Annotated in this window: 28 protein-coding genes and 1 pseudogene; 22 read left to right on the plus strand and 7 right to left on the minus strand. The window is 75.4% G+C overall.

Annotated elements, in window-relative coordinates:
- Positions 1-182 precede the first annotated feature (182 nt).
- The 13 genes from MQV74_RS32360 to MQV74_RS32420 all read left to right on the plus strand — a co-directional run bounded on the left by MQV74_RS32360 (position 183) and on the right by MQV74_RS32420 (position 9,945).
- Positions 183-1,562, plus strand: coding sequence for an NAD(P)/FAD-dependent oxidoreductase (locus MQV74_RS32360; protein WP_242725966.1), 1,380 nt, complete (start codon positions 183-185; stop codon positions 1,560-1,562).
- Positions 1,563-1,569: 7 nt separating this feature from the next.
- A complete protein-coding gene (locus MQV74_RS32365) occupies positions 1,570-3,444 on the plus strand; it encodes a transketolase (RefSeq protein ID WP_242725968.1) in 1,875 nt (624 codons plus the stop codon).
- A 13-nt stretch (positions 3,445-3,457) separates the two neighbouring features.
- On the plus strand, positions 3,458-4,399 hold the full coding sequence (ligD, locus tag MQV74_RS32370) for a non-homologous end-joining DNA ligase (protein WP_242725970.1): 942 nt from the start codon (positions 3,458-3,460) through the stop codon (positions 4,397-4,399).
- A gap of 56 nt (positions 4,400-4,455) precedes the next feature.
- Entirely contained in the window at positions 4,456-4,776 is a 321-nt protein-coding gene (locus tag MQV74_RS32375; RefSeq protein ID WP_242725972.1) for a gas vesicle protein GvpO, read from the plus strand.
- Positions 4,777-4,862: 86 nt separating this feature from the next.
- On the plus strand, positions 4,863-5,297 hold the full coding sequence (locus MQV74_RS32380) for a gas vesicle structural protein GvpA (RefSeq protein ID WP_242725974.1): 435 nt from the start codon (positions 4,863-4,865) through the stop codon (positions 5,295-5,297).
- Positions 5,294-6,052: a GvpL/GvpF family gas vesicle protein gene (locus tag MQV74_RS32385; protein WP_242725976.1), complete on the plus strand. Its 759-nt coding sequence runs from the start codon at positions 5,294-5,296 to the stop codon at positions 6,050-6,052. Before MQV74_RS32380 ends, MQV74_RS32385 begins: the two co-directional genes overlap by 4 nt.
- A 9-nt stretch (positions 6,053-6,061) precedes the next feature.
- Entirely contained in the window at positions 6,062-6,355 is a 294-nt protein-coding gene (locus MQV74_RS32390) for a gas vesicle protein GvpG (protein WP_242725978.1), read from the plus strand.
- Positions 6,352-7,035: a DNA primase gene (locus MQV74_RS32395; RefSeq protein WP_242725980.1), complete on the plus strand. Its 684-nt coding sequence runs from the start codon at positions 6,352-6,354 to the stop codon at positions 7,033-7,035. Before MQV74_RS32390 ends, MQV74_RS32395 begins: the two co-directional genes overlap by 4 nt.
- Positions 7,028-8,170 carry an SRPBCC family protein gene (locus tag MQV74_RS32400; RefSeq protein ID WP_242725982.1) on the plus strand — a complete coding sequence of 381 codons (1,143 nt, stop codon included), beginning with the start codon at positions 7,028-7,030 and terminating at the stop codon, positions 8,168-8,170. The genes MQV74_RS32395 and MQV74_RS32400 overlap by 8 nt, the downstream gene beginning before the upstream one ends.
- Positions 8,167-8,544 (plus strand): gas vesicle protein, encoded by a 378-nt coding sequence (locus MQV74_RS32405; RefSeq protein ID WP_242725984.1) that lies wholly within the window; start codon positions 8,167-8,169, stop codon positions 8,542-8,544. The genes MQV74_RS32400 and MQV74_RS32405 overlap by 4 nt, the downstream gene beginning before the upstream one ends.
- Before the next feature lie 13 nt (positions 8,545-8,557).
- Positions 8,558-9,445 (plus strand): GvpL/GvpF family gas vesicle protein, encoded by an 888-nt coding sequence (locus MQV74_RS32410; RefSeq protein WP_242725986.1) that lies wholly within the window; start codon positions 8,558-8,560, stop codon positions 9,443-9,445.
- Positions 9,442-9,669, plus strand: a complete 228-nt coding sequence (locus MQV74_RS32415; protein ID WP_242725988.1) for a gas vesicle protein — start codon at positions 9,442-9,444, stop codon at positions 9,667-9,669. Before MQV74_RS32410 ends, MQV74_RS32415 begins: the two co-directional genes overlap by 4 nt.
- A 12-nt stretch (positions 9,670-9,681) precedes the next feature.
- Positions 9,682-9,945, plus strand: coding sequence for a gas vesicle protein K (locus MQV74_RS32420; RefSeq protein ID WP_242725990.1), 264 nt, complete (start codon positions 9,682-9,684; stop codon positions 9,943-9,945).
- A 181-nt stretch (positions 9,946-10,126) separates the two neighbouring features.
- Here MQV74_RS32420 and MQV74_RS32425 read toward each other — a convergent pair whose 3' ends face one another.
- Together MQV74_RS32425 and MQV74_RS32430 are read right to left on the minus strand one after the other, a co-directional pair.
- Entirely contained in the window at positions 10,127-10,975 is an 849-nt protein-coding gene (locus MQV74_RS32425) for a class I SAM-dependent methyltransferase (RefSeq protein WP_242725992.1), read from the minus strand.
- Between the two features lie 93 nt (positions 10,976-11,068).
- On the minus strand, positions 11,069-12,556 hold the full coding sequence (locus MQV74_RS32430; RefSeq protein WP_242725994.1) for a bifunctional phosphatase PAP2/diacylglycerol kinase family protein: 1,488 nt from the start codon (positions 12,554-12,556) through the stop codon (positions 11,069-11,071).
- 150 nt (positions 12,557-12,706) lie between these two features.
- On the opposite strand from MQV74_RS32430, the gene MQV74_RS32435 reads away from it, so the two are divergent.
- The 3 genes and pseudogenes from MQV74_RS32435 to MQV74_RS32445 all read left to right on the plus strand — a co-directional run.
- Positions 12,707-14,335, plus strand: coding sequence for an ABC-F family ATP-binding cassette domain-containing protein (locus MQV74_RS32435; protein WP_242725996.1), 1,629 nt, complete (start codon positions 12,707-12,709; stop codon positions 14,333-14,335).
- A gap of 52 nt (positions 14,336-14,387) precedes the next feature.
- On the plus strand, positions 14,388-15,350 hold the full coding sequence (locus MQV74_RS32440) for an AraC family transcriptional regulator (protein ID WP_242725998.1): 963 nt from the start codon (positions 14,388-14,390) through the stop codon (positions 15,348-15,350).
- Between the two features lie 311 nt (positions 15,351-15,661).
- Positions 15,662-15,844: pseudogene (locus MQV74_RS32445) on the plus strand (TIGR03086 family metal-binding protein); the annotation flags it as partial.
- A gap of 35 nt (positions 15,845-15,879) precedes the next feature.
- Here the strand turns inward: MQV74_RS32445 and MQV74_RS32450 are convergent.
- Both MQV74_RS32450 and MQV74_RS32455 read right to left on the minus strand, forming a co-directional pair.
- Positions 15,880-16,317: a CBS domain-containing protein gene (locus MQV74_RS32450; RefSeq protein WP_242726000.1), complete on the minus strand. Its 438-nt coding sequence runs from the start codon at positions 16,315-16,317 to the stop codon at positions 15,880-15,882.
- Positions 16,318-16,405: 88 nt separating this feature from the next.
- The gene (locus MQV74_RS32455) at positions 16,406-18,211 is read right to left on the minus strand and encodes a thiamine pyrophosphate-requiring protein (protein WP_242726008.1); all 1,806 of its coding nucleotides are present in this window, start codon (positions 18,209-18,211) and stop codon (positions 16,406-16,408) included.
- A 253-nt stretch (positions 18,212-18,464) separates the two neighbouring features.
- Here MQV74_RS32455 and MQV74_RS32460 point away from each other — a divergent pair, with 253 nt between their 5' ends.
- Complete coding sequence (locus MQV74_RS32460) at positions 18,465-19,481, plus strand: RNA polymerase sigma factor SigF (protein WP_242726010.1); 1,017 nt, start codon at positions 18,465-18,467, stop codon at positions 19,479-19,481.
- Here MQV74_RS32460 and MQV74_RS32465 read toward each other — a convergent pair.
- Positions 19,462-20,598, minus strand: a complete 1,137-nt coding sequence (locus MQV74_RS32465) for a PAS domain-containing protein (protein ID WP_242726012.1) — start codon at positions 20,596-20,598, stop codon at positions 19,462-19,464. The two genes, MQV74_RS32460 and MQV74_RS32465, sit on opposite strands and share 20 nt — an antisense overlap.
- A gap of 81 nt (positions 20,599-20,679) precedes the next feature.
- Here MQV74_RS32465 and MQV74_RS32470 point away from each other — a divergent pair, with 81 nt between their 5' ends.
- From MQV74_RS32470 to MQV74_RS32485, 4 genes are all read left to right on the plus strand, one after another.
- Positions 20,680-21,396 carry an ANTAR domain-containing response regulator gene (locus MQV74_RS32470; RefSeq protein WP_242726014.1) on the plus strand — a complete coding sequence of 239 codons (717 nt, stop codon included), beginning with the start codon at positions 20,680-20,682 and terminating at the stop codon, positions 21,394-21,396.
- 83 nt (positions 21,397-21,479) lie between these two features.
- Positions 21,480-22,076 (plus strand): hypothetical protein, encoded by a 597-nt coding sequence (locus MQV74_RS32475; protein ID WP_242726016.1) that lies wholly within the window; start codon positions 21,480-21,482, stop codon positions 22,074-22,076.
- A gap of 129 nt (positions 22,077-22,205) precedes the next feature.
- A complete protein-coding gene (locus MQV74_RS32480; protein ID WP_242726026.1) occupies positions 22,206-23,453 on the plus strand; it encodes an aminotransferase class I/II-fold pyridoxal phosphate-dependent enzyme in 1,248 nt (415 codons plus the stop codon).
- 209 nt (positions 23,454-23,662) lie between these two features.
- The gene (locus tag MQV74_RS32485; protein ID WP_242729273.1) at positions 23,663-24,688 is read left to right on the plus strand and encodes an MBL fold metallo-hydrolase; all 1,026 of its coding nucleotides are present in this window, start codon (positions 23,663-23,665) and stop codon (positions 24,686-24,688) included.
- Between the two features lie 7 nt (positions 24,689-24,695).
- Here the strand turns inward: MQV74_RS32485 and MQV74_RS32490 are convergent, their stop codons facing one another.
- Both MQV74_RS32490 and MQV74_RS32495 read right to left on the minus strand, forming a co-directional pair.
- The gene (locus MQV74_RS32490; protein WP_242729274.1) at positions 24,696-25,328 is read right to left on the minus strand and encodes a DedA family protein; all 633 of its coding nucleotides are present in this window, start codon (positions 25,326-25,328) and stop codon (positions 24,696-24,698) included.
- On the minus strand, positions 25,328-26,113 hold the full coding sequence (locus tag MQV74_RS32495) for an MBL fold metallo-hydrolase (RefSeq protein WP_242726028.1): 786 nt from the start codon (positions 26,111-26,113) through the stop codon (positions 25,328-25,330). Before MQV74_RS32495 ends, MQV74_RS32490 begins: the two co-directional genes overlap by 1 nt.
- Before the next feature lie 82 nt (positions 26,114-26,195).
- Between MQV74_RS32495 and MQV74_RS32500 the strand changes: the two genes are divergently transcribed.
- Positions 26,196-26,624 (plus strand): hypothetical protein, encoded by a 429-nt coding sequence (locus MQV74_RS32500; RefSeq protein ID WP_242726029.1) that lies wholly within the window; start codon positions 26,196-26,198, stop codon positions 26,622-26,624.
- Positions 26,625-26,663 lie beyond the last annotated feature (39 nt).

Consider the following 26,663-nt stretch of genomic DNA (forward strand, 5'->3'; position numbering starts at 1 on the left):
ACCGCGAGCGTCGCAACGCCGCCCGGCCGACGCCACCGGATATTCCGTTTCACCGCGGCGGCCACGGGCACCTGGGAGGTCCGTGCGGGAGCACACGCACCGGCACCCGCACCGGTAGCCCAGAGGCATCCGTGCGGAAGACACCGTACGGATGCCGTACCGCACTCCATCGGAGGCGCTACGTGAGCCGTGAATCCCACCGCCAGCACGTCGTGGTCGTCGGTGCCGGCTTCGCCGGGTTCCAGGCCGCGCGGACCCTCGCGCGCCTCGCCCGTCGCCGGGTCGACATCACCCTGCTCAACCCCACCGACTACTTCCTCTACCTGCCCCTGCTGCCCCAGGTGGCCGCGGGCGTCCTCGAACCGCGCCGCGTCACCGTGTCGCTCTCGGGCACCCTCAAGCACGTCCGGCTGGTCCTCGGCGAGGCCGACCGCATCGACCTGGAGCGCCGGGCCGTGGGCTACACCGGGCCGGAGGGCGAGCGCGGCGAGCTGACCTACGACCGGCTCGTCCTGGCCGTCGGCAGCGTCAACAAGCTGCTGCCCGTCCCCGGCGTCGCCGAGCACGCGCACGGCTTCCGGGGCCTGCCGGAGGCGCTGTACCTGCGCGACCACGTGACCCGGCAGATCGAGCTCGCCGCCGCCGCGCCCGACGCCGCGACGTGCCGGGCGCGCTGCACCTTCGTCGTCGTCGGCGCGGGCTACACCGGCGTCGAGGTCGCCGCGCACGGGCAGCTGTTCACCCGGTCCCTGGTGCGCGGCCAGCCGCTGCGCGCCGGGATCGAACCCCGCTGGCTGCTCCTGGACATCGCGCCGCGCGTCCTGCCGGAGCTGGACCGGCGGCTCTCCACGACCGCCGACCGCGTCCTGCGCGGGCGCGGCGTGGAGGTCCGCACGGGCACCTCCGTGAAGGAGGCCACGCACCGGGGCGTGCTCCTCGACGACGGCGACACGGTCGACACGCGCACCCTCGTGTGGTGCGTCGGCGTGCGCCCCGACCCGCTCGTCGCCGGGATCGGCACGCCCCTGGAGCGCGGGCGGCTCGTCGTCGACCCGTTCCTGACCGTGCCGGGCCGCCCCGAGGTGTTCGCCTGCGGCGACGCGGCGGCCGTGCCCGACCTCGCCGAGCCGGGGCAGTTCACGGCCATGACCGCCCAGCACGCCTGGCGGCAGGGCAGGACCGCGGGCCGCAACGTGGCCGCCTCGCTCGGCATCGGCCGCCGCGCCCCCTACCGCCACCACGACCTCGGCTTCACCGTCGACCTCGGCGGCGTCAAGGGCGCGGCCAACCCGCTCGGCGTCCCGCTGTCCGGGCCGCTCGCCGGGGCCGTCACCCGCGGCTACCACCTGGCCGCGATGCCCGGCAATCGCGTGCGCGTCGCCGCCGACTGGCTCCTCGACGCGGTGCTGCCCCGCCAGGGAGTGCAGCTCGGCCTCGTCCGGTCGTGGTCGGTGCCGCTCGACACGTCGTCGCCGGAGCTGGCCCGGGTGCCCGGCGGGCCCGGCGGACGCGCCCCCGACCGGGAGAACGAACCCGAGTCCGAGTCCAAGCCCGAGGAGTGAGCGAACCATGACCGAGACCACCCCGCGCGGCGACCACGGGCCGGACCACCTCCGCGAGCTCGCGCGGCAGTTGCGCGTCGACTCCGTGCGCGCCGCGGCCGCCGCCGGATCCGGGCACCCCACCTCGTCCCTGTCCGCGGCCGACCTGATGGCGGTGCTTCTCGCCCACCACCTCCAGTACGACTTCCAGCGCCCCGACCACCCCGGCAACGACCGGTTCATCCTCTCCAAGGGGCACGCCTCGCCGCTCCTGTACGCCGCGTACAAGGCGGCGGGCGCGCTCGGCGACGAGGAACTGCTCACCTTCCGCGCCCAGGGCAGCCGCCTCGAAGGCCACCCGACGCCCCGCCGCCTGCCGTGGGTCGAGGTCGCCACCGGCTCACTGGGGCAGGGGCTCGCCGTCGGCGTCGGCATGGCCCTGTCCGGCAAGCGGCTCGACCGCATCCCCTACCGGGTCTGGGTGCTGTGCGGCGACAGCGAACTCGCCGAGGGTTCCGTGTGGGAGGCCGCGGAGCACGCCGCGTACGAGCACCTGGACAACCTCACCGCGCTCGTCGACGTGAACCGGCTCGGCCAGCGCGGGCCCACCCGGCACGCCTGGGACCTCGACGCGTACGCGCGCCGCTGGAAGGCCTTCGGCTGGCACGTCGTCGCCATCGACGGGCACGACATCGAGGCGGTCGACCGGGCCCTGCACGAGGCGCGCTCCACCTCGGGCCAGCCCACCGTCGTCCTCGCCCGCACCGTCAAGGGCAAGGGTGTCGCGTCCGCGGAGGACCGCGAGGGCCTGCACGGCAAGCCGCTGCCCGACGCCGAGGCCGCGGTCGCGGAGCTCGGCGGCCCCGGGCAGCTGCGCGTCGACGTCCGGCTCCCCCCGGCGGCCCGCGTGCTGCGCGCCACCCGCAGCGGACACCTGGAGCTGCCGCGGTACGAGCAGGGGGACGAGGTCGCGACCCGGGACGCCTTCGGCCGGGCGCTCGCGGCGCTCGGCACGGCACGCGGCGACGTCGTCGCCCTCGACGGCGAGGTCGGCGACTCCACCCGCGCGGAACTCTTCGCCAAGGAGCACCCCGAGCGGTACTTCGAGTGCTACATCGCCGAGCAGCAGCTCGTCGCCGCCGCCGTGGGCCTCGCCCGGCGCGGCTGGGTGCCGTACGCGTCCACGTTCGCGGCGTTCCTGACCCGCGCCCACGACTTCGTGCGCATGGCGGCCGTCAGCGGCGCCGACCTCAACCTGGTGGGCTCGCACGCGGGCGTCGCCATCGGCGAGGACGGCCCGTCCCAGATGGGCCTGGAGGACCTGGCGATGTTCCGGGCCGTGCCCGGCTCCACCGTCCTGTACCCGTGCGACGCCCCGCAGACGGCGCGCCTGGTCGCCGCCATGGCCGACCTCGACGGCGTGCGCTACCTGCGCACCACGCGCGGTGCGACGCCCGTCCTCTACGGCCCCGGCGAGGAGTTCCCCGTCGGCGGGTCCAAGGTGCTGCGGTGGAGCGACGCCGACCGGCTCACGGTCGTCGCGGCCGGGGTGACCGTCCACGAGGCGCTCGCCGCCGCCGGTCTCCTCGACCGCGAGGGCATCCCGGTGCGCGTCGTCGACCTGTACTCCGTCAAGCCCGTGGACCGGCGCACGCTGCGCGAGTCCGCCGAGCGGACGGGCTGTCTGCTCACCGTCGAGGACCACCGGCAGGAGGGCGGCATCGGTGACGCCGTCCTGGACGCGTTCAGCGACGGCAGCCCCGTGCCGCGCCTGGTGCGCCTCGCGGTGAGCGGCGTGCCGGGGTCCGCCTCGCCCGCCGAGCAGCTGCGGGCCGCCGGGATCGACGCGGAGTCGATCGCGGCGGCCGTACGGCTGCTCGTGGAACACGTGGTGGTGCGATGACGGGGGAGCGGACATGAGCGAGACGCGCACCGTACGGGCGGGCCGCCGCACCGTCGCGCTCCACCGGCCGCAGAAGCCGTTCATCCCCGAGGGCACCGGCTCCGCCCCGTACACGAAGGGGGACCTCTTCGACTACTACCGGTCCGTCGCCCCCTTCATCCTTCCGCACCTGCGCGGCCGCCCCCTGATGCTGGAGCGGCACCCGGACGGGGTCGCGGGGCCCCGCTTCATCATGCAGAAGGACACGCCGGAGCACTACCCGGACTGGATCACCCGCGCCGAGGTGCCCAAGAAGGGCGGCACTGTCACGCACACCGTGTGCGACGACAGCGCCACGCTCCTCTACCTCGCCGACCAGGCCTGCGTCACCCTGCACCGCTGGCAGTCCCGCGTCGGCCGCGTCGACCGGCCCGACCGCATGGTGTTCGACCTGGACCCGGCCGGGGACGGCACGCCGCAGGACGCGTACGGCCCGGTGCGCGAGGCCGCCGGGATGCTCGGCGAACTCCTCGACCAGGTGGGTCTGCCGTCCGCCGTGATGACGACCGGTTCGCGCGGTCTGCACGTGGTCGTGCCGGTCAACGGCCGCCACCACGTCGACGACGTCCGTGCCTTCGCCAAGGAGCTCACCGAGGTCCTCGCCGCCGCGCACCCGGACCGGCTCACCACCGCCGTCCGCAAGAAGGACCGGGGCGGGCGGCTCTACCTCGACGTCCAGCGCAACGGATACGCGCAGACCGCCGTCGCGCCCTTCTCGGTACGGGCGCGGCCGGGCGCCCCGGTGGCCGTGCCGCTCGCCTGGGAGCAGCTCGACGCCCCCGGCGCGCACGCGGCCCGCTGGACCATCGCCGACGCCGTGGAGCAGGCCCGCGGCGACCCCTGGGCGGGCCTGCTGCGCTCGCCCCGCGCGCTCGGCCCGGCACGCCGCAAGCTGCGGGCGCTGCGCGGCGCCTGAACGGCCGGCGGAGGTTTGCCGCCACGGCACCAGGTCACTCGGGTCAGGAGGTGGCCATGACGCATACGTCACGCAAGCAGAACAACACGACAGCCGAGTCCGACGCCCTGCCCGGCCCCATCTCGGTGCTGCGGCACGCGCGGGAACAGCTCTCGGAACTCACCGGCCTCGCCGCCGAGTCCGTCTCGTCGTTCGAACGCACCGACGACGGCTGGGAGCTGGAGGTCGAGGTCCTCGAACTCGCCCGCGTGCCCGACACCATGAGCCTGCTCGCGACCTACGCCGTGAGCCTGGACCCGGGCGGCGAGCTCACCGCCTACCGCAGGGTGCGCCGCTACGAACGCGGCCGCGCGGACCCGCACCGCACGGGCGGCTGACCGGCACCACCCGGCACAGCCATGAACATCCAGGGCGTCCCGAACACCCACGACGCCATCACCCAAGGCAAGGAGGACAGGTCGGCATGACCGTCGTCCCAGCACAGCAGAGCGGCGGCGCAGGCGGCACCAGCGGCCTGTACGACGTCATCGAACTCATCCTCGACCGCGGGCTCGTGATCGACGCGTTCGTCCGCGTCTCGCTCGTCGGCATCGAGATCCTCAAGATCGACGTGCGTGTCGTCGTCGCCAGCGTCGACACCTATCTGCGCTTCGCCGAGGCCTGCAACCGCCTCGACCTGGAGGCCGGACCGAAGCGGAGCCCCGGCCTGCCCGACCTGGTCGGCGAGATCACCGAGTCGGGCGCGCGCGGCAAGTCCAAGGGCGCGCTCAGCGGCGCCGCCCAGACCGTGTCGGACGCCTTCAAGCAGGCGCGCGAGGACGGCCGCTCCGGTGAGGAGGAGGCCGCCAGGCCGCGCCGGCGCAGCACGTCACGGTCCCGGAAGGAGGAGACGGAGTGACCACGTACATCTACGGGATCGCCGACACCGGCCACCCGGCGCTGCCGGAGGGCATGGGCGGCATCGGCGAACCGGCCCGCCCGGTGCGGATCCTCAGGCACGGCAAGCTCGCCGCGCTCGTCAGCGACAGCCCCGAGGACCTGCGCCCCAAGCGGCGCGATCTGCTCGCCCACCAGAACGTCCTGGACGAGGCGGGCGCGGGCGGCCCCGTCCTGCCGATGCGCTTCGGCAGCCTCGCTCAGGACGACCCGGCCGTCCTCGAAGTCCTCGACGAGCTGGCCGACCACTACGAGGAGCGGCTGCGCTCCCTGGAGGGCAGGGCCGAGTACAACGTGAAGGCCGCCCACGACGAGCAGGCCGTCCTGCACCAGGTGCTCGCCGAGAACCCGGAGCTGCGGGCCATGGCCGAGGCCAACCGCAAGGCGGGCGGCGGCACCTACGAGCAGAAGCTGCGGCTCGGCGAGCAGCTGACCGCCGCCGTGCAGGGCCGCGAGGCCGGTGACGGCATCCAGGTGCGCCGCGCGCTCGAACCGTGCGCGGAGGCCGTCAGCACGGGCCCGGAGGGCACGGGGTGGCTGGCCAACTACTCGTTCCTGGTGCGCCGCGAGTCCGCCGAGGGCTTCGTGGCCGCCGTCGCGGAACTGCGCAAGACCCAGCCGCACCTGGACGTGCGCGTGAACGGCCCGCTGCCCCCCTACAGCTTCGTCGACCCCGGTGCCGCACAGCCCGCGGACGACGCGGCACGGGCGCGGTGAGGCCCGCGCATGGGACTCGTCGGTGAGCTGCTCGCGCTGCCCCTGGCCCCGGCCCGGGGCACCCTCTGGGTGATCCGCCAGGTGGTCGCGGAGGCGGAGCGGCAGTACTACGACCCCTCGGCGATCCGCGCCGAACTCGCCCGGCTCACCGAACGGGTGGAGGCGGGCGAGATCGACGCGGCCGAGTTCGACCGCCGTGAGGACGAGCTGCTGGCGCGGCTCGGCTACGGCGCCCGGCAGGAGGCGGCTCCGGAGACCGTTCCGGGGGCCGCTCCGGAGGAGAACAGGACGGCGACACGATGAACCGTTTGGCAGTGGGCCTCGGCGTAGGCGCGGGGTACCTCTTGGGACGGACCAAGAAGGCCAAGCTGGCCTTCGCCGTCGGCACCATGGTCGCGGGCCGGAGGCTGAAGCTGAGCCCCGCGTCCCTGGCCCGCGCGGTGACCGACCAACTGGAGAACAACCCGCAGTTCAAGGAGATAGGCGGTCAGCTCAAGGACGACCTGCGAGGCGTCGGCAAGGCCGCGACCGGCTCGCTGCTCGACCGGCGCCTGGAGTCCTTCGCGGACCGGCTGCACGACCGCACCCTGGACGTACGGGACCGGATGGCGGGGGCGGTGCCCGGGGCCGACGAGGAGCGGGACGAACGCGACGGGACCGATCGGTCGGACGAACGCGACGAGCCCGAGGAGCGCGACGGCCGCGGCGAGCACGAGGAGCGCGACGAGCCGCGCGGCAAGTCCGGCGCGGCGACCAGAAAGGCGCGGTCCGCGGCCAAGAAGGCTCCCCGCTCCGCCGGTGGCAAGAGCGGCGGCACGGGGTCCGGGCAGGCCAGGAAGAAGAGCCCGGCGCCCCGCAAGACGTCGTCCGCGCGCGGCACCCAGAGCCGGGACACCGCGAAGCGCAGCCCGGCGAAGAGGTCCCCCGCGAAGCGCACCGCGGCGCGGAAGTCCGGCGACGGGAAGGGAGGCGACGATGCCTGACACGCGTGAGCGCATCAGCGACACCGCGGGCCGGGCCACGGGCTCCGGCGACGGCGAGGGGTCCGGGGGCGCGCTGAGCGCCGCCCTGCACGGCCCCGGCGCCGACCGCCTGAAGGACGAGGCGCGGGCCTACCTCATGGCGCAGGCCGAACGCGCCCTCGTCGGCGTCGGCCGCAAGCTCGGCGACGCCACCGTCAAGCTCAACGACGTGGCCGAGGGCCGCAGCCCGGGCTTCGCCCGCCTCGCGCTGGACGGCGGCCGCAAACTGGCCTCCGGAAAGGGCCCGTTGCGCAGCGCCGTGGAGCTCGGCGGCGGCCGCCTCAAGGACGCCGTGACCGGCTCGCTCAAGGGGGCCCTGGACAACGCGCGCGGCAAGGGCGGCAAGAGCGGCAGCGGACAGAAGCCCACCGTCATCCTGGAGCACGTCGACGTCGGCGTGCCCGTGCGCGAGGCGTACGAGCAGTGGACGCGGTACGAGGAGTTCGCCACGTTCACCAAGGGCGTGCGGGACGCCACCGAGGTGAGCGACACCGAGTCCCACTGGAAACTCAAGGTCTTCTGGTCCAGCAGGAGCTGGACGGCACGCCTCATCGACCAGGTGCCCGAGGAGCGCCTCGCCTGGACGTCGGAGGGCGCCAAGGGCACCACGAAGGGCGTGGTCAGCTTCCATCCGCTCGGCGAGCGCCTGACCCGGGTGGCGCTGGTCATCGAGTACTACCCGAAGGGTCTGTTCGAGCGCACCGGCAACCTCTGGCGCGCCCAGGGCCGCAGGGCCCGTCTCGATCTGAAGCACTTCGCCCGCCACGTGTCGCTGCGCTCGGCCGCGCAGGACGCCGAGGACAGCGACACGGACACCGACGCGGAGGACGTGGAGCCTGAGGAGGACGCCGAGGACATGGCGTACCACGAGGACGACGACACGTACCCGGAGGAGACCGACGAGGCGGACGAGTCCGACGAGGACGAGACCGACGACGGCTACGAGGACTACGCGGACGAGGACGGCGCGTACGAGGAGGAGGACGGCGAGGAGGACGACGGCGAGCCCGAGGACGCCGCCGAGGAGGGCGACGTGGACGCCGAGGACGAGGCCGACGAGGACGAACGCGTACCGGCCGCCCGGAGCCGCCGATGACGACCGCGAGCCGGCTGCCCGATTCGTACGGCCAGGGCGGCGGCACCAACCTCGCCGACGTCCTGGAGCGCGTCCTGGACAAGGGCGTCGTCATCGCCGGGGACATCCGGATCAACCTGCTCGACATCGAGCTGCTCACCGTGAAGCTGCGGCTCGTCGTCGCCTCGGTGGAGCGCGCCAAGGAGATGGGCATCGACTGGTGGGAGGACGACCCTGCGCTGTCCAGCAAGGCGCGCAGGTCCGAACTCGCCCGGGAGAACGCCGAGTTGAAGCAGCGCCTGGAGCGGCTCGAACTGACGCGGGGCGAGGCCGCGTCCGAGAGCGGAAGTGAGCGTGAACGTGACCGCGAAAGTGAACCCGAACGCGAGGGATGACGTAATCGACGGCGTGAGCGACGAACTGCGCTACGTCTACGCGGTGTGCAGGCCCCTGTCCGGCCCGCTGCACGCCGACCTGACCGGGGTCGGCGGCGCGCCGCCCCGGCAGCTGGCCCACGCGGGCCTGGTCGCCGTGGTCGGCTCGGTCCCGGCCCGCGACTTCGGTCTGGAGCCGCTGCGCGCGCACCTGGAGGACCTGGACTGGCTGTCCGAGACGGCCCGCGCCCATCAGCACGTCATCGGGGCGCTCACCGCCGTGACCTGCCCGCTGCCGCTGCGGCTCGCGACGGTGTTCCGGGACGACAGCGGCGTGCGCGCCATGCTGGAGGGCGAGAACGCGCGCCTGGGCCGGATCCTCGACCGCATCGACGGACACGTCGAGTGGGGGGTCAAGGTGTGGCTGCACCCCGACGCCGGCGGCCTCGCCTCCGCCGGGTCGTCGCGGCCGCGCGGCGCGCCCGCCTCCGGGCGCGACTATCTGCGCCGGCGCAAGGAGCAGCGCACGGCGAGCGAGGAGACCACCGCGCGGGCCGAGGTGTTCGCGCGGCGGCTGCACGCCGAGCTCGCGCGGTCCGCCGCCGCGTCCCGGCAGCACCCGCCGCAGAGCCCGGCCCTCGCCGCCGCGGGCTCGGGCCTGAACGTCCTCAACGCGGCCTATCTGGTGCCCCGTTCGTACGCCGAGGAGTTCCTGGAGCTGATCGGCCGCACCGAGGCCGGACAGCCGGGCCTGCGGGTGGAGGTGACGGGCCCCTGGGCGGCGTACTCCTTCACGGATGACGCGGACGGCGCGGGCGACGCGGACGACCGCGGCGCCGACGCCGGGAAGGGCGAGACAGGCGAGACGGGCGAGAAGAGCGAGACGGCCGACACGACGAGGAAGGACACCGAGACCGGATGACGGCGATCGAGCCCCTGTACGGCCGGGAGATCGCGCTGGTCGACCTCCTCGACCGGCTGCTCGCGGGCGGTGTGGTCATCGCGGGTGACATCACCCTGCGCATCGCGGACGTGGACCTCGTCCGCATCGACCTGAAGGCGCTGATCAGCACGGTCGGCGCGGCGGTGCCGTCGCCCTGGCCGGAGTACCCGGAGCGCGGGGCCCCCGTCCGCGAGCCGAGCTGACGGGAGCCCGCCGTGGACCTCGACCCCCAGACCGTGGAGCGCGACCTCGTCGCGCTCGTCCTCACCGTCGTGGAGCTGCTGCGCCAGCTCATGGAGCGCCAGGCGCTGCGCCGCTTCGACACCGGTGACTTGACGGAGGATCAGGAGGAGCGCATCGGGCTCACGCTGATGCTCCTGGAGGAGCGGATGAGTGAGCTGCGCGAGCGCTACGGGCTGCGGCCCGAGGACCTGAACCTGGACCTCGGGCCGCTGGGGCCGCTGCTGCCGAGGGAGTGACCGGGCCCTCAGGGGGCCGCTACCAGCGGTACCAGTGCGGCCGCGTCCCGGACGCGCCGGGGCCCGTGCCGCGCGGCAGGAAGGCGAGCAACAGCACGAGCAGCAGGACCAGAAGCAGGAAAACCATGGTGTGCACCTCCTGCCGTCCGGGTATCCCCCAAGGGCCCGGGCACACCCCCGGTCACCGGCGGCAGAGCACCTCCCCGTGCAGCACCGCGAACCAGCCGTCCGGCGCGCGCCCCCACTCCCGCCAGGCCTCGGCGACGGCCGCGAGGCGCTCGGCGTCGGCGTGCCCGCTCTCGACCGCGCGGTCCGCGTACGAGGACGCCACCGTCCGGTCCGCCCACAGCCCCGACCACCAGGCACGCTCCTCGGGCGTGCTGTAGCACCAGGTGCCCGCCCCCGCGGTGACGTCGGTGAAACCGGCCGCGAGGGCCCAGGACTTGAGGGCGCGGCCCGCGTCCGGCTCGCCGCCGCCTGCGCGGGCCACCCGCCGGTACAGGTCGAGCCAGTCGTCCAGGCCGGGGGTGCGCGGGTGCCACGTCATGGCCGCGTAGTCGCTGTCGCGGACGGCGACGACGCCGCCGGGCGCGCAGACCCGGCGCATCTCGCGCAGCGCGTGCACCGGGTCGCCCACGTGCTGGAGCACCTGATGGGCGTGGACGACGTCGAAGGCGCCGTCGGGGTAGTCCAGGGCGTGGACGTCCCCGACGGCGAACTCGACGTTCGCCAGGCCCCGTTCGGCGGCCGTCGCCCGTGCCAGGTCCAGGACCTCCGGGGCCCGGTCCAGGCCCGTGACGTGCCCGTCCGGGACGAGCGCCGCGAGGTCGGCGGTGATGGTTCCCGGCCCGCAGCCGACGTCGAGCACCTTCATGTGCGCCCGGAGCGAGCCGACGAGGTACGCGGCGGAGTTGGCGGCGGTGCGCCAGGTGTGGGACCGCAGGACCGACTCGTGGTGGCCGTGGGTGTAGACGGCCGCGTCGCGTCGCGGCCCGTCCGCCGAGGCGTGCTGGGACAGGGGCTGTGTCATGTCCGAACCGTACGTCGCCGTACCGGATCATGAGACCCCTGTATCAGGATGTGGACCGCGCGGATGCGGGGACGCGGCCCGCGGGAGCCCCGCTCACGCCAGCGGCGACGGGCGGTACACCGTCAGCGCCTCCGGCAGCTTCTCGACCAGCAACTCGCCCTCGACCGGCGTGATCTCGCCGTCGTACGCGACCACGGTGCCGGGTGCGAGGCCCGCCACGCGCAGGGTCCGGCGGCGGATCGCGGTCTGCACGGGGGAGCGCTCCACCGGCGAGGTCAGGGCGGCCGCGAGCAGCCGGGCGCCGGGCCGGCGGCCGCCGTGCACGACGCGCACGTCCAGGAGCCCGTCGGCGAGGTCGAACCGGCGCGCGGGCGCGAGGCCCAGGCGGTTGTACACGCAGTTCCCGGCGAACAGCAGCCACAGCGCCCGCTCGGTGCCCTGGAACTCGGCCCGCAGCGGCTGCCGGTCCGCGCGCAGCACGTGGGCGGCCGCGAGGACCCCGGCGGGCCAGCCGCCGACCTTGGACGACCACCGCTCGCGCTCGCGCACGAGCTCGGGGTAGACGCCGAGGCTGAAGGTGTTCAGGAAGTAGCCGTCGCCCCGGCCCGCGCTGAACCGGCCCACGTCCACCGCGACCGCGTCCCCCGCCTCGATCGCGGCGGCCACCTCGCGCGGGTCCTCGGCGCCCAGGTCCTGCGCGAAGTGGTTGAGGGTGCCGCCCGGCACCACCACGAGCGGCACGTCGTGCCGCAGGGCGGCGGCGGCCGCCGTGTTGACGGTGCCGTCGCCGCCGCACACGCCGAGCACCCGGGCGCGCTCCGCCGCCTTGTCGAGCTCGGCGGCCACCTCGTCCGGGGAGCACCGCACGACCTCGGCGTGGGGCAGCGCGTCGAGCAGCGGGCGCACCCGGTCGGGGGTCCGCGCGCCCTCGTTCACGACCACCACCAGGCCGCGCCCGCCGGGCAGGGCGGGGGCGTCCACACGCGGGCGGCCCGGCGGCGGCAGCTGGGAGCGGGTCGGCACCAGGCCGCGCACGGCGTAGGCCGCGCCCACGCCGAGGGCGGCGCCCGCGAGCACGTCGCTCGGGAAGTGCACCCCCGTGTACACCCGCGACAGGGCGACGGCACCGGCGAGCGGCGCGACGGCCGCGCCCAGGCCCCGCGACTCCAGGGCCACGCCCGTGGCGAAGGCGGCGGCGGACGCGGAGTGGCCCGAGGGGAACGACGTGGTGATGGGCTGGCGCTTGAGCCGCCGCATCAGGGGCACGCCGTCGAGGAGCGGCCGCGCCCGCCGTACGGAGCGCTTGCCGAGGGTGTTGATGGTCGCGGACGCGAGCGCGAGCGAGGCCACGCCGCGCACGGCGGCGCGCCGGGCCCGGGGGTGCCGCGTCGCCGCGAGAGCGGCGCCCGTGGCGAACCACAGCACGCCGTGGTTCGCGGCCCGGCTCAGCCGCGGCAGGACGTGGTCGGCCCCGGGCCAGTGCCGCTCGGCCACGGCGGTGAAGACCCGGCAGTCCAGGGAGGTGAGACGGGCCTCGGGCCCACGGGCGGGGGGCAGGGGGAGCTCGGCGTCAGGACTCATGGAATCCCGGGTACCCGGGGAACGCCGCGGCCAACGGCCGAGTGATCGACCCCACCCCCGGCCCCTGAAGAGCGGGCCCCCCGCGTGCCTGCGCCGGGCCGGACCGTAAACCGTTTGCCGCCCGCGAGCCCGCCCACGGACAATCGCCTCATGGGACATCTGGAAGCCGCGCACATCGAGTACTACCTCCCGGACGGCCGGGCGCTGCTGGGAGATGTCTCCTTCCGCGTCGCCGAGGGCACCTCGGCCGCGCTCGTCGGGCCGAACGGCGCGGGCAAGACCACCCTCCTCAAGCTCATCGCGGGCGAGCTGCGCCCGCACGGCGGCACGGTCACGGTCAGCGGCGGCCTCGGTGTCATGCCCCAGTTCGTCGGGTCCGTGCGGGACGACACGACGGTGCGCGACCTGCTCGTCTCGGTGGCGCACCCCCGCATCCGCGAGGCCGCCCGCGCCGTCGACGCCGCCGAGCACGCCCTGCTCACCGTCGACGACGAGGCCGCCCAGCTCCAGTACGCGCAGTCGCTCGCCGACTGGGCGGAGGCCCGCGGGTACGAGGCGGAGACGCTCTGGGACATCTGCACCACGGCCGCCCTCGGCGTTCCGTACGAGAAGGCGCAGTGGCGCGAGGTCCGCACGCTCTCCGGCGGCGAGCAGAAGCGCCTGGTCCTGGAGGCGCTGCTGCGCGGCACCGACGAGGTCCTGCTCCTCGACGAGCCGGACAACTACCTGGACGTCCCCGGCAAGCGCTGGCTGGAGGAGCGCCTGAAGGAGACCCGCAAGACCGTCCTGTTCGTCAGCCACGACCGCGAGCTGCTCGCCCGCGCCGCCGACCGGATCGTCAGCGTGGAGCCCAGCCCCGCGGGCTCGGACGTGTGGGTGCACGGCGGCGGCTTCGCCACGTACCACGACGCGCGCCAGGAGCGCTTCGCGCGCTTCGAGGAGCTGCGCCGCCGCTGGGACGAGAAGCACGCGCAGCTCAAGAAGCTCGTGCTCGACATGCAGCAGTACGCCTCGCGCAGCGACGAGATGGCCTCGCGCTACCAGGCGGCCAAGACGCGCCTCAGGAAGTTCGAGGAGGCCGGGCCGCCGCCCGAGCCGCCCCGCAAGCAGGACATCACCATGCGCCTGCACGGCGGCCGCACCGGCGTGCGCGCCGTGACCTGCAAGGACCTTGAGCTCACGGGCTTGATGAACCCCTTCGACCTGGAGGTGTTCTACGGCGAGCGCGTAGCCGTCCTCGGGTCGAACGGCTCGGGCAAGTCCCACTTCCTGCGCCTCCTGGCGGGCGACCCCGCGAGCCCCGTCGCGCACACGGGCCAGTGGCGGCTCGGCGCCCGCGTCGTGCCCGGCCACTTCGCACAGACGCACGCCCACCCCGAGCTGGAAGGCCGCACCCTCCTCGACATTCTGTGGCGGGAGCACGCCAAGGACCGGGGCGCGGCCATGTCCCGCCTGCGCCGCTACGAGCTGACCGGGCAGGCCGAGCAGCGCTTCGAGAAGCTGTCCGGCGGCCAGCAGGCCCGCTTCCAGATCCTCCTCCTCGAACTCCAGGGCTCCACCGCCCTGCTCCTCGACGAGCCCACGGACAACCTGGACCTGGAGTCCGCCGAGGCCCTCCAGGAAGGCCTGGAGGCGTACGAGGGCACGGTGCTCGCGGTCACCCACGACCGCTGGTTCGCCCGCTCCTTCGACCGCTTCCTCGTCTTCGGCTCCGACGGCCGGGTCCGCGAGACCTCCGAGCCCGTCTGGGACGAGCGCAGGGTCGAGCGCGCGCGGTAGCGTGGCCGGCAGCGCAGGGCAATCCGTCGTACGCTGCGCGGTTGGAGACACCGTGTCCGTGAGGACGTCCTTCAGGACGGGCGACGTCGACGAGGCAAGGCAGCTCATCGAGGCCACGTACTACAGCAACTTCATGGACGTGTGCGAAGGCCCGCGGCCCTTCAGCGCGCGGTACGACATCGGGGAGCTGGGGGCGCTCACCGTGGGCGACATGAGCTGCGGGGCCGACGTCCGCATGCGCTTCGGCGAACTGGGCGCCTACCACGTCAACATCCCGCTCAGCGGACACGTCTCCTGGCGGCAGGGGACCGCGCCCGCCGCCGCGGCCGGCGTCGGCAGCGCGGCGGTCTACCAGCCGGTGGGCGACACCGTCCTGGACCGCTGGTCCGGCGACTGCCGCCTGCTCGCCGTGAAGGTGGACCGCGCCGCCCTCGAAGGGCGCCTGGAGCGGCTCATCGGCAGGCCGGTGCCCTCCCCGGTGACCTTCGGCCCGGTCTTCGACACGCGCCGGGGCGCCGGGCGCGGCTGGGCCCGCCTCGTGCGGACCGTCGTGGCGGACCTGCGCGAGGACGACGGCGTCCTGACCCACCCGCTGGTCGCCGAGCCGCTCCAGGAGGCCCTCCTCAACGGCCTGCTGCTCGCCGCGGACCACCGCTACCGCGACCGGCTCGCCGACCCCGTGCGCCAGCTGCGCCCCGCCCCGGTCAAGCGCGTGACGGACGCCGTCCAGGCGCGCCCCGAGCACCCCTTCACCACCGTGTCCCTCGCCGCCGAGGGCCGCGTCGGCGTGCGCTGGCTCCAGGAGGCCTTCCGCCGCTACGTGGGCATGTCCCCGATGGCGTACGTACGGGACGTGCGCCTAGGGCGGGTCCGCGAGGACCTGCTCGCGTCGGGTCCCGGCGAGCGGTCCGTGAGCGAGGTCGCCCACCGCTGGGGCTTCACCCACCTCGGCCGGTTCGCCGAGCAGTACCGGGCGCGGTTCGGGGAGCTGCCCTCGCAGACGCTGCGGCGCTGACCGGGGCGGCGCCGGTGCGTGCGCTATCCGGACGCGGTGCGCTATCCGGACAGGCGGTGCGCACAGCGGATCGTCGGCGCCGGGGCCCGCGCCTAACGTGGCTCTGTCGCCGGGTGGACCGGTCGCGTCGCGGGGGTCCTAGCCTTCTCCCGGGGCGCACCGTGGACGGAACCCCGGCACCTCCGGCCCGGCTCTGGTGAGCGCCGGGCCGGTTTCGGACCGGCGGGCCCGGTCGTTCCCCCTGGCATTCCCCCGTGTGCCATCGGGCCCGCCACTCCGCATGCCGTCAGGGCCCCTGTGGTCCCCTCCCCGTGGCTCGCGCCATCGGCGCCGACGAGCGCCTGCCCGACGCCCTCGTCGCCGCGGCCGCGTGCGAAGTCGCCCCGTACGCGGCCGGCCTGGCGCGGAGCGGCCTGTTCGCCCCGCCGGTGGAGCCGCCCCCGGGCGCGGACGCGCAGACCGAGCTCCTGTGCCTGCTCGGCCGCACCCCCTGAACCCCTCCGCCGTGATGTCCCGGTGAGGCGCGCCCTCACCGGGACGGATCCGCACCGCCGTCGGGTGCGGCACGGCTGATGTCGGCGAGCGCGGACGCCGGGTCCTGCTCGATCGCCAGGTCGCCGAGGCTCACCATGCCCACCGGGCGGCCGTCCTCCACGACCGGCAGCCTGCGCACCGCGTGGTCGCGCATCAGGCCGACCGCCGCCGCCACTTCGTCGTCGGGGCCCACCACCACCGGGTTCGGAGTGCACACGGCCTGCGCACTGACCGTCAGCGGGTCGGCGCCCTCGGCCACGGCCCGCAGCGTGATGTCCCGGTCGGTGAGCACCCCGACCACCTGGTCGCCGTTGGCCACGACGACGTCGCCGATGTCCTGGGCGCGCATCAGCTGCGCCGCCTCGACCAGCGAGGCGTCGGGCCTGACCGCGACGACCCCCGGTGTCATGACCTGCCTCACGTACTCCGCCATGTCCGCAGAGACCTCCTTCGTCCGTCGGCGATGCGACCTCGCCCGCAGTACCCCTGTGCCGTCCACCTATGCCTCGCCCGGGGCGGCGCTACCCGCGCTTGGTGCCGCCCGGCAGGAAGTCCTGGACCTTCGCCTTCAGGCCCTGCTTCGCCACCGCGCCCCGGTCGGCGTCGCCCTTGAGCAGGGCCTTCGCCGTCGACTCCAGCTGCTCCCAGGTGGCGTGCGGCGGGATCGGCGGCACCGCGGGGTCGGTCAGGAACTCCACGACGGCGGGGCCCTCCGCGTCGAGGGCCGCGCGCCAGCCCTCGGTCACGTCCTCCGGCTTCTCCACGCGGATCCCCGTGAGCCCGATCGAGCGCGCGAAGTCCGCGTACGGCACGTCCGGCAGGGACTGCGAGGGCTCGAACGGCGGGGCGCCGCCCATGGCCCGCAGCTCCCACGTCACCTGGTTGAGGTCGCGGTTGTTCCACACCCCGACGACGAGCCGCGGATCGTCCCAGCGGTGCCGGTACTTGGCCGCCGTGATCAGTTCGGCCATGCCGTTCATCTGCATCGCGCCGTCCCCGACGAGCGCGACGACCGGCCGGTTCGGGTGCGCGAACTTCGCGCCGATCGCGTACGGCACCCCGCAGCCCATCGTCGCGAGCGTGCCGGACAGCGAGGCCCGCATGTCGCCGCGCAGCGTCAGATGGCGGGCGAACCAGTTGGCCGTGGAGCCCGAGTCGGAGGTGATGATCGCGTCCGTGGGAAGGAGCGGGTCCAGGGCCCGCGCCACGTACTCGGGGTTGACGGGGTCGGCGGCAAGGCGCGCGCGGCGGTCGAGGACGCCGTTCCACCGCTCCACGTTCGCCCGCACCTCGGCGTGCCAGTCGCGCCCGGCCGCCGCGCGCTCCTTCGAGACCAGCGGGATCAGCTGCCGCAGGGTGGCGCGCGCGTCGCCCACCAGGTTCACCTCGTAGGGGTAGCGCATGCCGATCATGTGCGGGTCGATGTCGATCTGCACCGCGCGGACCTTCCCGTACTCCGGCAGGAACTGCGCGTACGGGAAGCTGGAGCCGATCGTCAGGAGCGTGTCGCAGCCACGCATCAGCTCGTACGAGGGGCGGGTGCCGAGCAGCCCGATCGCGCCCGTGACGTACGGCAGTTCGTCGCTCAGGGCGTCCTTGCCGAGCAGTGCCTTCGCGACGCCCGCGCCGAGGAGCTCCGCGAGCTCCTCGACCTCGGCCCGCGCGCCCGCCGCGCCCTGGCCGATCAGGACCGCCGTCCTGGTGCCGGAGTTCAGCACGTCCGCGGCCCGCTCCAGGGCGGTCGGCGAGGGCAGCGCCGTCCAGGCGCTGCGGTCCAGGCTGGAGGGCACCATCTTGAACGCGTGCGGGGGCGGGCTGTAGTCGAGCTCCTGGACGTCACCGGGGATGATCACGGCGGTGGGGCAGCGGCGCGCGTACGCGGTGCGGATGGCGCGGTCCAGGACGTTCGGGAGCTGCTCGGGCACCGTCACGGTCTCCACGAAGTCGGAGGCCACGTCCTTGAACAGCGTGTGCAGGTCGACCTCCTGCTGGTACGAGCCGCCCATCGCCGAGCGGTGCGTCTGGCCGACCAGGGCGAGCACCGGCACGTGGTCCAGCTTCGCGTCGTACAGGCCGTTGAGGAGGTGGATGGCGCCGGGCCCCGAGGTCGCCGCGCACACCCCGAGCCGCCGGCCGAACTTGGCATAGCCGACCGCTTCGAACGCGGACATCTCCTCGTGCCGGGACTGCAGGAAGCGCGGCCGGTCGTCGGCGCGGCCCCAGGCGGCGAGGAGGCCGTTGATGCCGTCCCCGGGGTAGCCGAAGACGCAGTCGACGTCCCAGGCCCGCAGCCGCTGCAGAATGTGGTCGGCGACCTTCGTGCTCATGACGGTGTCCTTCCGGTGCGGGGCGCGGAATGCGTCCCGGCCGGGTGTCCGCCGCGGCCCCGGGAAAACCCCGCCCCGCCGACGTGGCGTTTGGTGCGCGGAGCGAGGGGCAGGCGGAAGGCAGTGCTTCGGAACGGAGGCACGTCCGTGGGAGAGGCTTCACTCGCCCCGGGTGTGCCCTGACGCGGCACGTGCCCGCACTCCCACGGTGACCGTGCGACCCAAAGCACAGGCAAGGGAGTTGTGACGCACTATGCCAACGGACGCAGCACGTCCCGAGGAAGCCGCGGCGGTCCCCGAAGAGACCTCATCGGGCACGACCACGCGCCGCGAGCGCCCGCACCACGGCCGCGCCACCCCGCACACCCCGCACGCGCAGCGCGCGGCGGCACCGACGCGCCTGCCCGGCAGGCAGTCCCCGGCCCGGCGGCAGCGCGCCTCCCGGCACCCCCACGACGACGCTCCCGACACCGCCGCGGCCTTCGGCAGGCTGTGCGAACTCCCGCACGGGCCCGAGCGGGACGCCCTCAGGGAGGAGATCGTGCGGGCCTGGCTGCCGATGGCCGAGCGGCTCGCGGGCCGGTTCCGCAACCGCGGCGAGTCCCTGGAGGACCTGCGCCAGGTCGCGGCCCTCGGCCTGGTGAAGGCCGTCGACCGCTACGACCCCGAGCGCGGCAACGCCTTCGAGAGCTATGCCGTGCCCACCGTCACCGGCGAGATCAAACGCCACTTCCGCGACCACATGTGGACCCTGCACGTGCCCCGGCGCGTCCAGGACCTGCGCAACCGCGTGCGGTTCGCCTGCCAGGACCTCTCCCAGACCGTGTCCGGGCGCGCCCCGACCATCGCCGAGATCGCCGAGCGGGCCGGGATGAGCGAGGAGGACGCGGCCACCGGCCTGGAGGCCCTCGACAGCTTCACCGCGCTGTCCCTGGACGCCGAACTGCCCGGCAGCGACGACGGCTACGCGCTGCGCGACACGCTCGGCGGCCCCGACCCGGCGCTCGACGTCGTCGTGGACCGCGAGGCCGTCAAGCCGCGCCTCGCGGCGCTGCCCGAGCGCGAACGGGCCATCCTCTACATGCGGTTCTTCGGCGACATGACGCAGAGCCGCATCGCCGAGCACCTGGGGATCTCCCAGATGCACGTGTCCCGCCTGATCAGCCGCTGCTGCGGGCGGCTGCGGGACGAGATCACCCGTGATCTGGCGCGGCACCCGGCCCGCCCGCACCCCGTCGCGTCCGGCGATGTCACCCGGGACGCCGCATAGCAAGCGCGATATGACGGGACATCACATCCACGGCGCGCGCCTCGGCCATCGAGAAGGCGAGGCGCGCGCCGGTCCTGAACAGGCTGAGCACCCCTTCGGGCGGGCCGCCGGTGTCCGCGCTCAGCGCCACGCACAACAGGGACGTCACCTGCGCCCGTACGAGCACCGGCACGCCGGACGCGTCCCGGCCGAAGCCGTCCTCGGGGTGCGGCCGCACCTGGAGGGCGGGCGCCCCGCAGCGCACCGCCTCCATGACCAGCGGACAGTCGGCCGGGTCGAGCGCGCGGACGTCCGCCACCGGCCCGCCCGGGGGCCCCAGGACCGTGGTCCGGCGCGGCCGCGCCCCGCCCTCGTCGGCGATCACCCAGTCCGCGAACGTGCCGTGCAGCACCCCGGCGGCGCGCCGCAGCACCTCGGCCGGGTCGCCCGGCGGGGCCGTGAGCAGCGCCGCCGTCATCGCGTCCGACAGTTCGAGGAGCTCGGCGTGGCGGGTCGCCTCCGCCAGGTCGGGCACGTGGCCGCGGAGCGGGCCGAAGGAGCCGTGGCCGTCGGAGCGGGGCTCGTCCGCCCCCGCCGGCTGTAGCACGGCGAGGACGACCGTACGGGGCTCCGTGCCGGGCCGCAGCGCGGTCAGCGTCGCCCGCAGCGGCTGCTCCGGGCGCGGCTGGAGGCGCACCGTCAGGCTCCGGTCGCCCTCGCCGCGGGCGACCGCCGCGGCCTGCGAGCGGAACGCGATCCCGTCCGACGGCGTGAGGAACCCGGACAGCGGGCGCCCGGTCGCGTACCCGCCGCGCACCCCCGTCAGGCCCGTCGCCGCGACGTTCATGCGCCGCACCACGGTCTCGCCGTCGACGAGCACCACGGGCAGGGGGAAGCGCTGGAACACCGCGCGCAGCAGCCGCTGCTCGTCGCGGTCCGAGGAGACGGCCGCCGCGCCGTCCACCGAGAGCCGCTCGAAGCCCGGCCACAACCGCTCGGCCGCGTGGTCCAGTTCGAACAGGGCCGCGTCGAGCATGGTGCCGAGGTCTCCGGACGGCACGGCACGGGACGCCTTCAACTCCGCGACGCGGCGCACGAAGTCCGCGAGCTCCTCACCGTACTCATCCGTCTGCCCCATGCGTCGAACGTAGCCGCTGCGCCTGTTTTCCGGAGGCTTCCGGGGGAAGCCGCACAGGTGGGAAGCAAGGAGGAGAGCGCCATGCCGATGCCGATCGGACCGGAAGGACCGGAATCCGCACTGCCCCAGCGCAGGCTGTCCGAACTCGCCGAACAGGCCGTCCGGTGCACCGCCGCGTGCTGCGGCGCCGGCACCACGGTCACCGACGGCGGGGACGAGTTGCCCACCGCCGTCACCCACCCCGACCTCGCCGGGCTCGTCTCCGTCCAGCTGCGCTCCGGAGAGGGGCCCATCCCGGCCGCGCAGGAGCGCGGCGCGCCGGTGGACGCGGCCGACCTGCTGCGCGACGAACGCTGGCCCGAATACCGGGCCCTCGCCCTGGACTCCGGCGTCCGCGCCAGCGTGACGCTGCCGTTCCGGCGCTCCGGCCTCACCGTCACGCTCAGCCTGTTCAGCTTCCGGCCCGGCAGCCTGGACGACGTGAGCTGCGGCCCCGCGCAGGCGCTCGGCGACCTCGCGACGACCGGCCTCGTCCGCGACCGCCACTACCGCGCGGCCCTCACCGAGCTGGACCACCTGGGCGAGGCGCTGCGCACCCGGCCCGTCGTCGACCAGGCGCGCGGCATCATCATGCACGTCCTGAGCTGCGACGCGGACCAGGCCTTCGCCCTGCTGCGGCGCATCTCCCAGACCACGAACCGCAAGCTCTCCGAGGTGTCGGCCGCCCTCGTGGACTCCCGCGGCCGCGGCCTGGAACGGGAACTGACCTCCCTGGCGCGCGAGGCCCGCGCCGGCTGACGGCACCGTCCGGCCCGCCGGGGGTTAGCCCGTCCGGCGCGGGAGGACGAGCGCGCGGCGCGGTCAGCGGCTCGAATGAGTGCATGCGCACTTCCGTCCCCCTGGCCCTCGCCCTCCCGCTGGCCCTGTACCCCCTCCTCGCCGTCGTGCCGCCCGCCCACGCGGAGGGCGGCACGGCCGCCGAGGTCACCCCGGCACGCGCCGCACCCGGCGAGCAGGTCACCGTCTCCGTCGCCTGCCCGGCCACCGGCACCACGCCCCCGCAGACGATGGACGCCGCCTCCCAGGCCTTCGAGCAGGGCAGCGCCACGCTCCAGCGCGTACCCGACCACCAGAACCGGAGCCCCGGCGCCGTCGGCTACCAGGGCACCGCCCGCATCGCCCCCACCGCCGGCTCCGAGGGCACCGGCCCGGAGGTCGCGGGCCCGGCGTCGGAGTGGTCCGTGGAAGGCGTGTGCCCCGACGACGGGCCGTGGCAGGCCACCTTCACCGTCACCCGGGCCGCACCGGGCCCCTCGCGCACCGCGCCCGCTCCCGCCGCGCCGCACGGCGTCCACGCGGGCGGGGGCGGCGCCTTCACCGACTCACCCGCGGCCCTCGCCGCCGGAGGCGTCCTGGTGGCGGGCGCGTGCGCCGCCGCCGTCCACCGCCTTCGCCGCGACCGGGCCGCCGCGCGCTGACCGCCGTACGGAGTAAACCTGACGGACCACCACCCACCCGACGATGGAGCGGCGCCGCCGTGGGTACGCACAGACCCGACGGCACGCGGACGGTCACACGGGTGGCCAGGCGAGCGCACGGAGGTGCCCATGCGGCGGACGGACCACGCGGGGCGCGGCCGCGTCCGGTCGGGCCCGCCCCTGCCGGAGCCGGGTCTGCCGGTCCTGCCGGAGCTCGCCGCCGTGGTCGCGGCCGCGGCGGGCCACAGCCACGCGCCCCCGCCCGGCGGCGGCCCGGCCCTGCGCGCGGCGGCGAGCGGCTACTGGGAGCGCCGCGGCCTGCCGGCCGGCCCTGAGCACGTGGCCGCCGCGCCCGGCGCCGGGCCCCTGCTGCTCGCCGTCGCCGCGGCCCTCGGCGGCGACGTCCTGCTGCCCCGGCCGTGCGCCGCCTGGTGGGAGCCCCAGGTGCGGCTCCTCGGCCGCTCCGTCTACCACGTGCCGACACCGGCCGAGTGCGGCGGCGTCCCCGACGCGTACGCCCTCCTGGAGACCGTCCGCCGCGTCCGCGCCGAGGGCGGCGCGCCGCGGCTGCTCGTGCTCTCCGTCGCCGACGACCCCACCGCGACCGTGCCGCCGCCCGACGCCGTCCACGAGGCCGTCGAGGCCGCGGCGGGCGAGGGCCTGCACATCGTGAGCGACGAGACGTGGCGCGACACCCTGCACCACCCGCGCGACACCGTCCTGGTCGGCCCGGCCGCGATGGCCCCGGGCCGGGTCACCGTCGTCAGCGACCTCGCCGGGGCCTTCCTGCCGCCCGCGCTGCCCGCCGCCGTCGCCCGCTTCCCCACGGACGGCGCGGGCGCCGCGCTGCGCGCCCGCGCCCTCGACGTCCTGACGGCCCTGGGCGCGACCCCGGCCGCGCCGGTCGCCGCCGCGGCGACGTACGCGCTCGGCGAGCCCGATGAGGTCACCGCGCGCCTCGCCGCCGCGAACCGCCTGCACGCGCACCTCGCCGCCGCCCTGCGCGAGGCCGTCGTCGGCGCGGGCGCGCTCGCCCGGCCGCCCGCCGCGGGACGGCACGTGTACGCCGACCTCGGCCCGCTGCGCGCCGCGCTCGCCGCCCGCGGCGTCACGGACGCGCAGGAGCTGGAGGACCACCTCCAGGAGCGGCTCGGCCTGCCCGCACCCGGCGGCCACCGCTTCGGCGACGACATCGACGCGCTGCGCGTACGCCTGTCCACCGGGCCGCTCCTGGGGCCGGACCCCGAGGAGCGCGGCCGGGCGCTCAGCGCCCCAGAGCCACTGGAATCGCCGTACGTGGAGCGGGAGTTGGCCAGGATCGCCGCGGCCTTCGACGAGCTCCGCGCAGAAGCACAGCGACGGGAGCCTCCTCGGTGACGCAGACACAGCAGCAGCCTCAGGGCACGCAGCGGGCACGACGGCCGGGCACGGCGGACGCGACGGACACGGCGGACGGGCCGGAGACGGCGGACGGGCCGGGCGCGGCGGACGCGCCCGGCTCCGGGCCCGCCACGGCCCGCGCGGCGGACGCGCCCCCGCCCGGGTCCGCCCCGGCCCGCCCCCGCGACCTCGCCGAGGCGGGGCGCGTGCGGACCGGCCAGGGCGCCCCGGACGCGCGTGGCACCGCGACCGCCCGCCGCCCGCTCGCCCCGGTGTCCGTGCCCGGCTCGCCGCGCCTGTGGCCCAAGTCCTTCGCGGACCGGCTCACCGCGCCGCTGCCGGGCCTGCGCGCCCTCGCGCGGTTCGCCCGCGAGGGCGCGCTGCGGCCCGCCCCCGCGGGCCTCGCCGACATCCCCCGGCTGCCCTTCGCCCCGGGGCCGCTGCCCCGCGTCGACGCCCGTACCGTCGCGGTGACCTGGGCGGGCCACGCCAGCTGGGTCGTCAGGATCGGCGGCCTCACCGTCCTGACCGACCCCGTCTGGTCCCGGCGGATCCTCGGCACCCCCGCCCGGGTCACCCCCGTCGGCGTGGCCTGGAACGCCCTGCCGCGCATCGACGCCGTCGTCATCAGCCACAACCACTACGACCACCTCGACGCGCCCACCCTCAAGCGGCTGCCGCGCGACACCCCGCTGTTCGTGCCCGCGGGGCTCGGGCGGTGGTTCGTCCGGCGCCGCTTCACGCGCGTCACCGAGCTCGACTGGTGGGAGAGCGCCGAACTCGACGGCGTCCGCATCGGCTTCGTGCCCGCGCACCACTGGTCCAAGCGCGGCCTGCGGGACACCTGCCGGAGCCTGTGGGGCGGGTGGGTGCTCACCGACGGCGCGGGGCAGCGCGTGTACTTCGCCGGGGACACGGGCTACGGGCACTGGTTCGCGCGCATCGGGGAGCGGTATCCCGGGATCGACCTGGCACTGCTGCCCATCGGGGCGTACGAGCCGCGGTGGTGGCTGCGGGACGTGCACTGCGACCCCGAGGAGGCGGTGCGGGCGGCGCGCGACGTGGGGGCCCGGCGGATGGCCCCCATGCACTGGGGCACGTTCCTGCTGTCGGCCGAGCCCGTCCTCGAACCCGTGGAGCGGGTGCGGCGCGCCTGGGCGGCGGCGGGGCTGCCCGCGCGCGACCTCTGGGACCTGCCGGTGGGCGGCTCCCGGGTACTGGGCCTCGGCTGAACCCTCCTCACGCGCCGGACGGGCCGGCACTCCTGCGCAGGCGCCGCCAGGCCGCCGGGGCCGTGCTGATGACGACGGTGAGGGCCACGGCCAGGGCGACGCCCTGCCAGGGCTCCTTGAAGAGGGAGCCGCCGAGGATGCCGATGAGCTGGTAGGTGACCGCCCAGGCGAGGCACGCGGGGAGGTTGCCGCGGGCGAACCGGCGCAGCGGCATGCGGGCCAGGAGGCAGGCCAGCATGACCGGAAGGCGGCCCGCGGGGACGAGCCGGGACAGGACGAGGACCAGGACGCCGTGGTCCTGGAGCTTGTCCTGGGCGCGGGCGAGCCGCTCCTCGGGCGCGCGGTCGCGGATCGCCTCCAGCCAGCGCGACCCGTTCCTGGAGCGCATGCCGCGCTGCCCGAGCCAGTACAGGGCGACGTCACCGGTGAACGCCGCGAGCGAGGCCACGCCGAAGACGACGAGCAGCGCGAAGGGCGAGGTGTCACTCTGGTGGAAGGCGACCACCGCGGCCGAGCTGACCAGCGCCCCCGTCGGCACCACCGGCACCAGCGCGCCGACCACCACCAGCAGGAAGAGCGACGGATAGCCGACCGCCTGCTGGGTGGAGTCCGGCGACACCTGGGCCGCGGCGGCCAGCATCATCGGGCGGCCTCGGGGCGGACGCTCTCGCCGTGCGCGAGACGGTGCACCGCCACGTCCGGCGCCCGGCGCGCGGCCTGCCGCACGAACTCGTCGCCCGGGGTGTGGAACTCGTGCGGCCGCACCGCGTCCATGCCGATCGGCCAGTACGTGCCGTAGTGCACCGGCACCGCGCTGCGCGGCGCGATCCGGGCCAGGGCCTCCGCGGCGCGGGCCGGGTCGAGATGGCCGTGGCCCAAGTAGGGGCCCCAGCCGCCGACCGGCAGGAGTGCCACGTCGACGGGGCCGACCTCGTCGGCCATCGCGTCGAACAGGCCGGTGTCCCCGGCGAAGTACGTACGGGCCGCGCCCTCGACGACGTACCCGAGGGCGGGGGAGCGGTGCGGGCCCACCGGCAGGCGGCGGCCGTCGTGCAGGGCGGGCACCACCCGCACGACGACGCCGGCGTCGCCGACGGGCACCTCGTCGCCCGGTGCGACCTCCGTGAACCGCAGGTGGGACAGGCGGCGAAGCCCCGGCACCGAACGCGCGGCGCCGCGCGGGACCAGCGCCCGGGTGCCGGGCGCGAGACGGGCGAGGGAGGGCACGTGCAGATGGTCGGCGTGCAGATGGGAGAGCAGCACGACGTCGGCCACCGCCGCCGCGGGCGGCGGGAGGGCGCCCCGGCGGCGGCGCAAGTGCGCGAGCCTGCGCACGAAGAGAGGATCGGTCAGGACCCGCGTCCCGGAATCCTCGACCGTGCAGGTGGCATGGCCCCACCAAGTGACCGTGACGTCCGGCCGCACTCGTTCCTCCTTCGTGTGACTGTCTCCGAGCCTACGGCCAGGAGTAGTGTCGTCGGCTGACGCCAGAGGTGAGGGGCATGCCATGGGAAACACCTGCGGGGGGCCGGCCCGCGCGGTGCGGGTCGCCGCCATCGCCAGCCTGACGCCTCTGGAGGAACTGGACAGCGACCCGTTCCTCGTCGACTCGCGCAGCCAGCACGCGATGTGCGCGCGCTGGGCCGCCGCCCACGGCTATGTGGTGACCCGGGAGCTCGTCGTGCACGGCCTGCGCGCCGACCACGCCGTCTTCTGGAACGACGTGGACGCGGGCCTGGTCGACCTGTTCGTGGTCCCGTGCCGCCGGGTCCTGGAGCGGGCGCTGCGGTCCGCCGACGAGTTCACCGCGGAGTGCGCGCGGCGCGGCGTCCGCATCGAGACCGCGGGCTTCGCGGAGCCCTGCTACGACTCCCACATGAAGGCCCGCGTGCACCGCCGCCTCTCCATGCCGACGGCGGGCTACGACGGCTGCTGAGCCCCCGCCCCGGCGCCCTGCCGCCTGCGGGGGTCCGCC

It is taken from the genome of Streptomyces sp. AN091965 (assembly GCF_022698285.1).
Lineage (GTDB): Bacteria > Actinomycetota > Actinomycetes > Streptomycetales > Streptomycetaceae > Streptomyces.

Excerpts from the sequence above, each read along its gene's own strand:
- MQV74_RS32365 (WP_242725968.1), top strand. The coding sequence starts at position 1,570 with ATGACCGAGACCACCCCGCGCGGCGACCACGGGCCGGACCACCTCCGC.
- ligD (WP_242725970.1), top strand. The coding sequence starts at position 3,458 with ATGAGCGAGACGCGCACCGTACGGGCGGGCCGCCGCACCGTCGCGCTC.
- MQV74_RS32375 (WP_242725972.1), top strand. The coding sequence starts at position 4,456 with ATGACGCATACGTCACGCAAGCAGAACAACACGACAGCCGAGTCCGAC.
- MQV74_RS32380 (WP_242725974.1), top strand. The coding sequence starts at position 4,863 with ATGACCGTCGTCCCAGCACAGCAGAGCGGCGGCGCAGGCGGCACCAGC.
- MQV74_RS32390 (WP_242725978.1), top strand. The coding sequence starts at position 6,062 with ATGGGACTCGTCGGTGAGCTGCTCGCGCTGCCCCTGGCCCCGGCCCGG.
- MQV74_RS32395 (WP_242725980.1), top strand. The coding sequence starts at position 6,352 with ATGAACCGTTTGGCAGTGGGCCTCGGCGTAGGCGCGGGGTACCTCTTG.
- MQV74_RS32400 (WP_242725982.1), top strand. The coding sequence starts at position 7,028 with ATGCCTGACACGCGTGAGCGCATCAGCGACACCGCGGGCCGGGCCACG.
- MQV74_RS32405 (WP_242725984.1), top strand. The coding sequence starts at position 8,167 with ATGACGACCGCGAGCCGGCTGCCCGATTCGTACGGCCAGGGCGGCGGC.
- MQV74_RS32415 (WP_242725988.1), top strand. The coding sequence starts at position 9,442 with ATGACGGCGATCGAGCCCCTGTACGGCCGGGAGATCGCGCTGGTCGAC.
- MQV74_RS32425 (WP_242725992.1), bottom strand. The coding sequence starts at position 10,975 with ATGACACAGCCCCTGTCCCAGCACGCCTCGGCGGACGGGCCGCGACGC.
- MQV74_RS32430 (WP_242725994.1), bottom strand. The coding sequence starts at position 12,556 with ATGAGTCCTGACGCCGAGCTCCCCCTGCCCCCCGCCCGTGGGCCCGAG.
- MQV74_RS32435 (WP_242725996.1), top strand. The coding sequence starts at position 12,707 with ATGGGACATCTGGAAGCCGCGCACATCGAGTACTACCTCCCGGACGGC.
- MQV74_RS32450 (WP_242726000.1), bottom strand. The coding sequence starts at position 16,317 with ATGGCGGAGTACGTGAGGCAGGTCATGACACCGGGGGTCGTCGCGGTC.
- MQV74_RS32455 (WP_242726008.1), bottom strand. The coding sequence starts at position 18,211 with ATGAGCACGAAGGTCGCCGACCACATTCTGCAGCGGCTGCGGGCCTGG.
- MQV74_RS32460 (WP_242726010.1), top strand. The coding sequence starts at position 18,465 with ATGCCAACGGACGCAGCACGTCCCGAGGAAGCCGCGGCGGTCCCCGAA.
- MQV74_RS32465 (WP_242726012.1), bottom strand. The coding sequence starts at position 20,598 with ATGGGGCAGACGGATGAGTACGGTGAGGAGCTCGCGGACTTCGTGCGC.
- MQV74_RS32470 (WP_242726014.1), top strand. The coding sequence starts at position 20,680 with ATGCCGATGCCGATCGGACCGGAAGGACCGGAATCCGCACTGCCCCAG.
- MQV74_RS32475 (WP_242726016.1), top strand. The coding sequence starts at position 21,480 with ATGCGCACTTCCGTCCCCCTGGCCCTCGCCCTCCCGCTGGCCCTGTAC.
- MQV74_RS32480 (WP_242726026.1), top strand. The coding sequence starts at position 22,206 with ATGCGGCGGACGGACCACGCGGGGCGCGGCCGCGTCCGGTCGGGCCCG.
- MQV74_RS32490 (WP_242729274.1), bottom strand. The coding sequence starts at position 25,328 with ATGCTGGCCGCCGCGGCCCAGGTGTCGCCGGACTCCACCCAGCAGGCG.
- MQV74_RS32500 (WP_242726029.1), top strand. The coding sequence starts at position 26,196 with ATGGGAAACACCTGCGGGGGGCCGGCCCGCGCGGTGCGGGTCGCCGCC.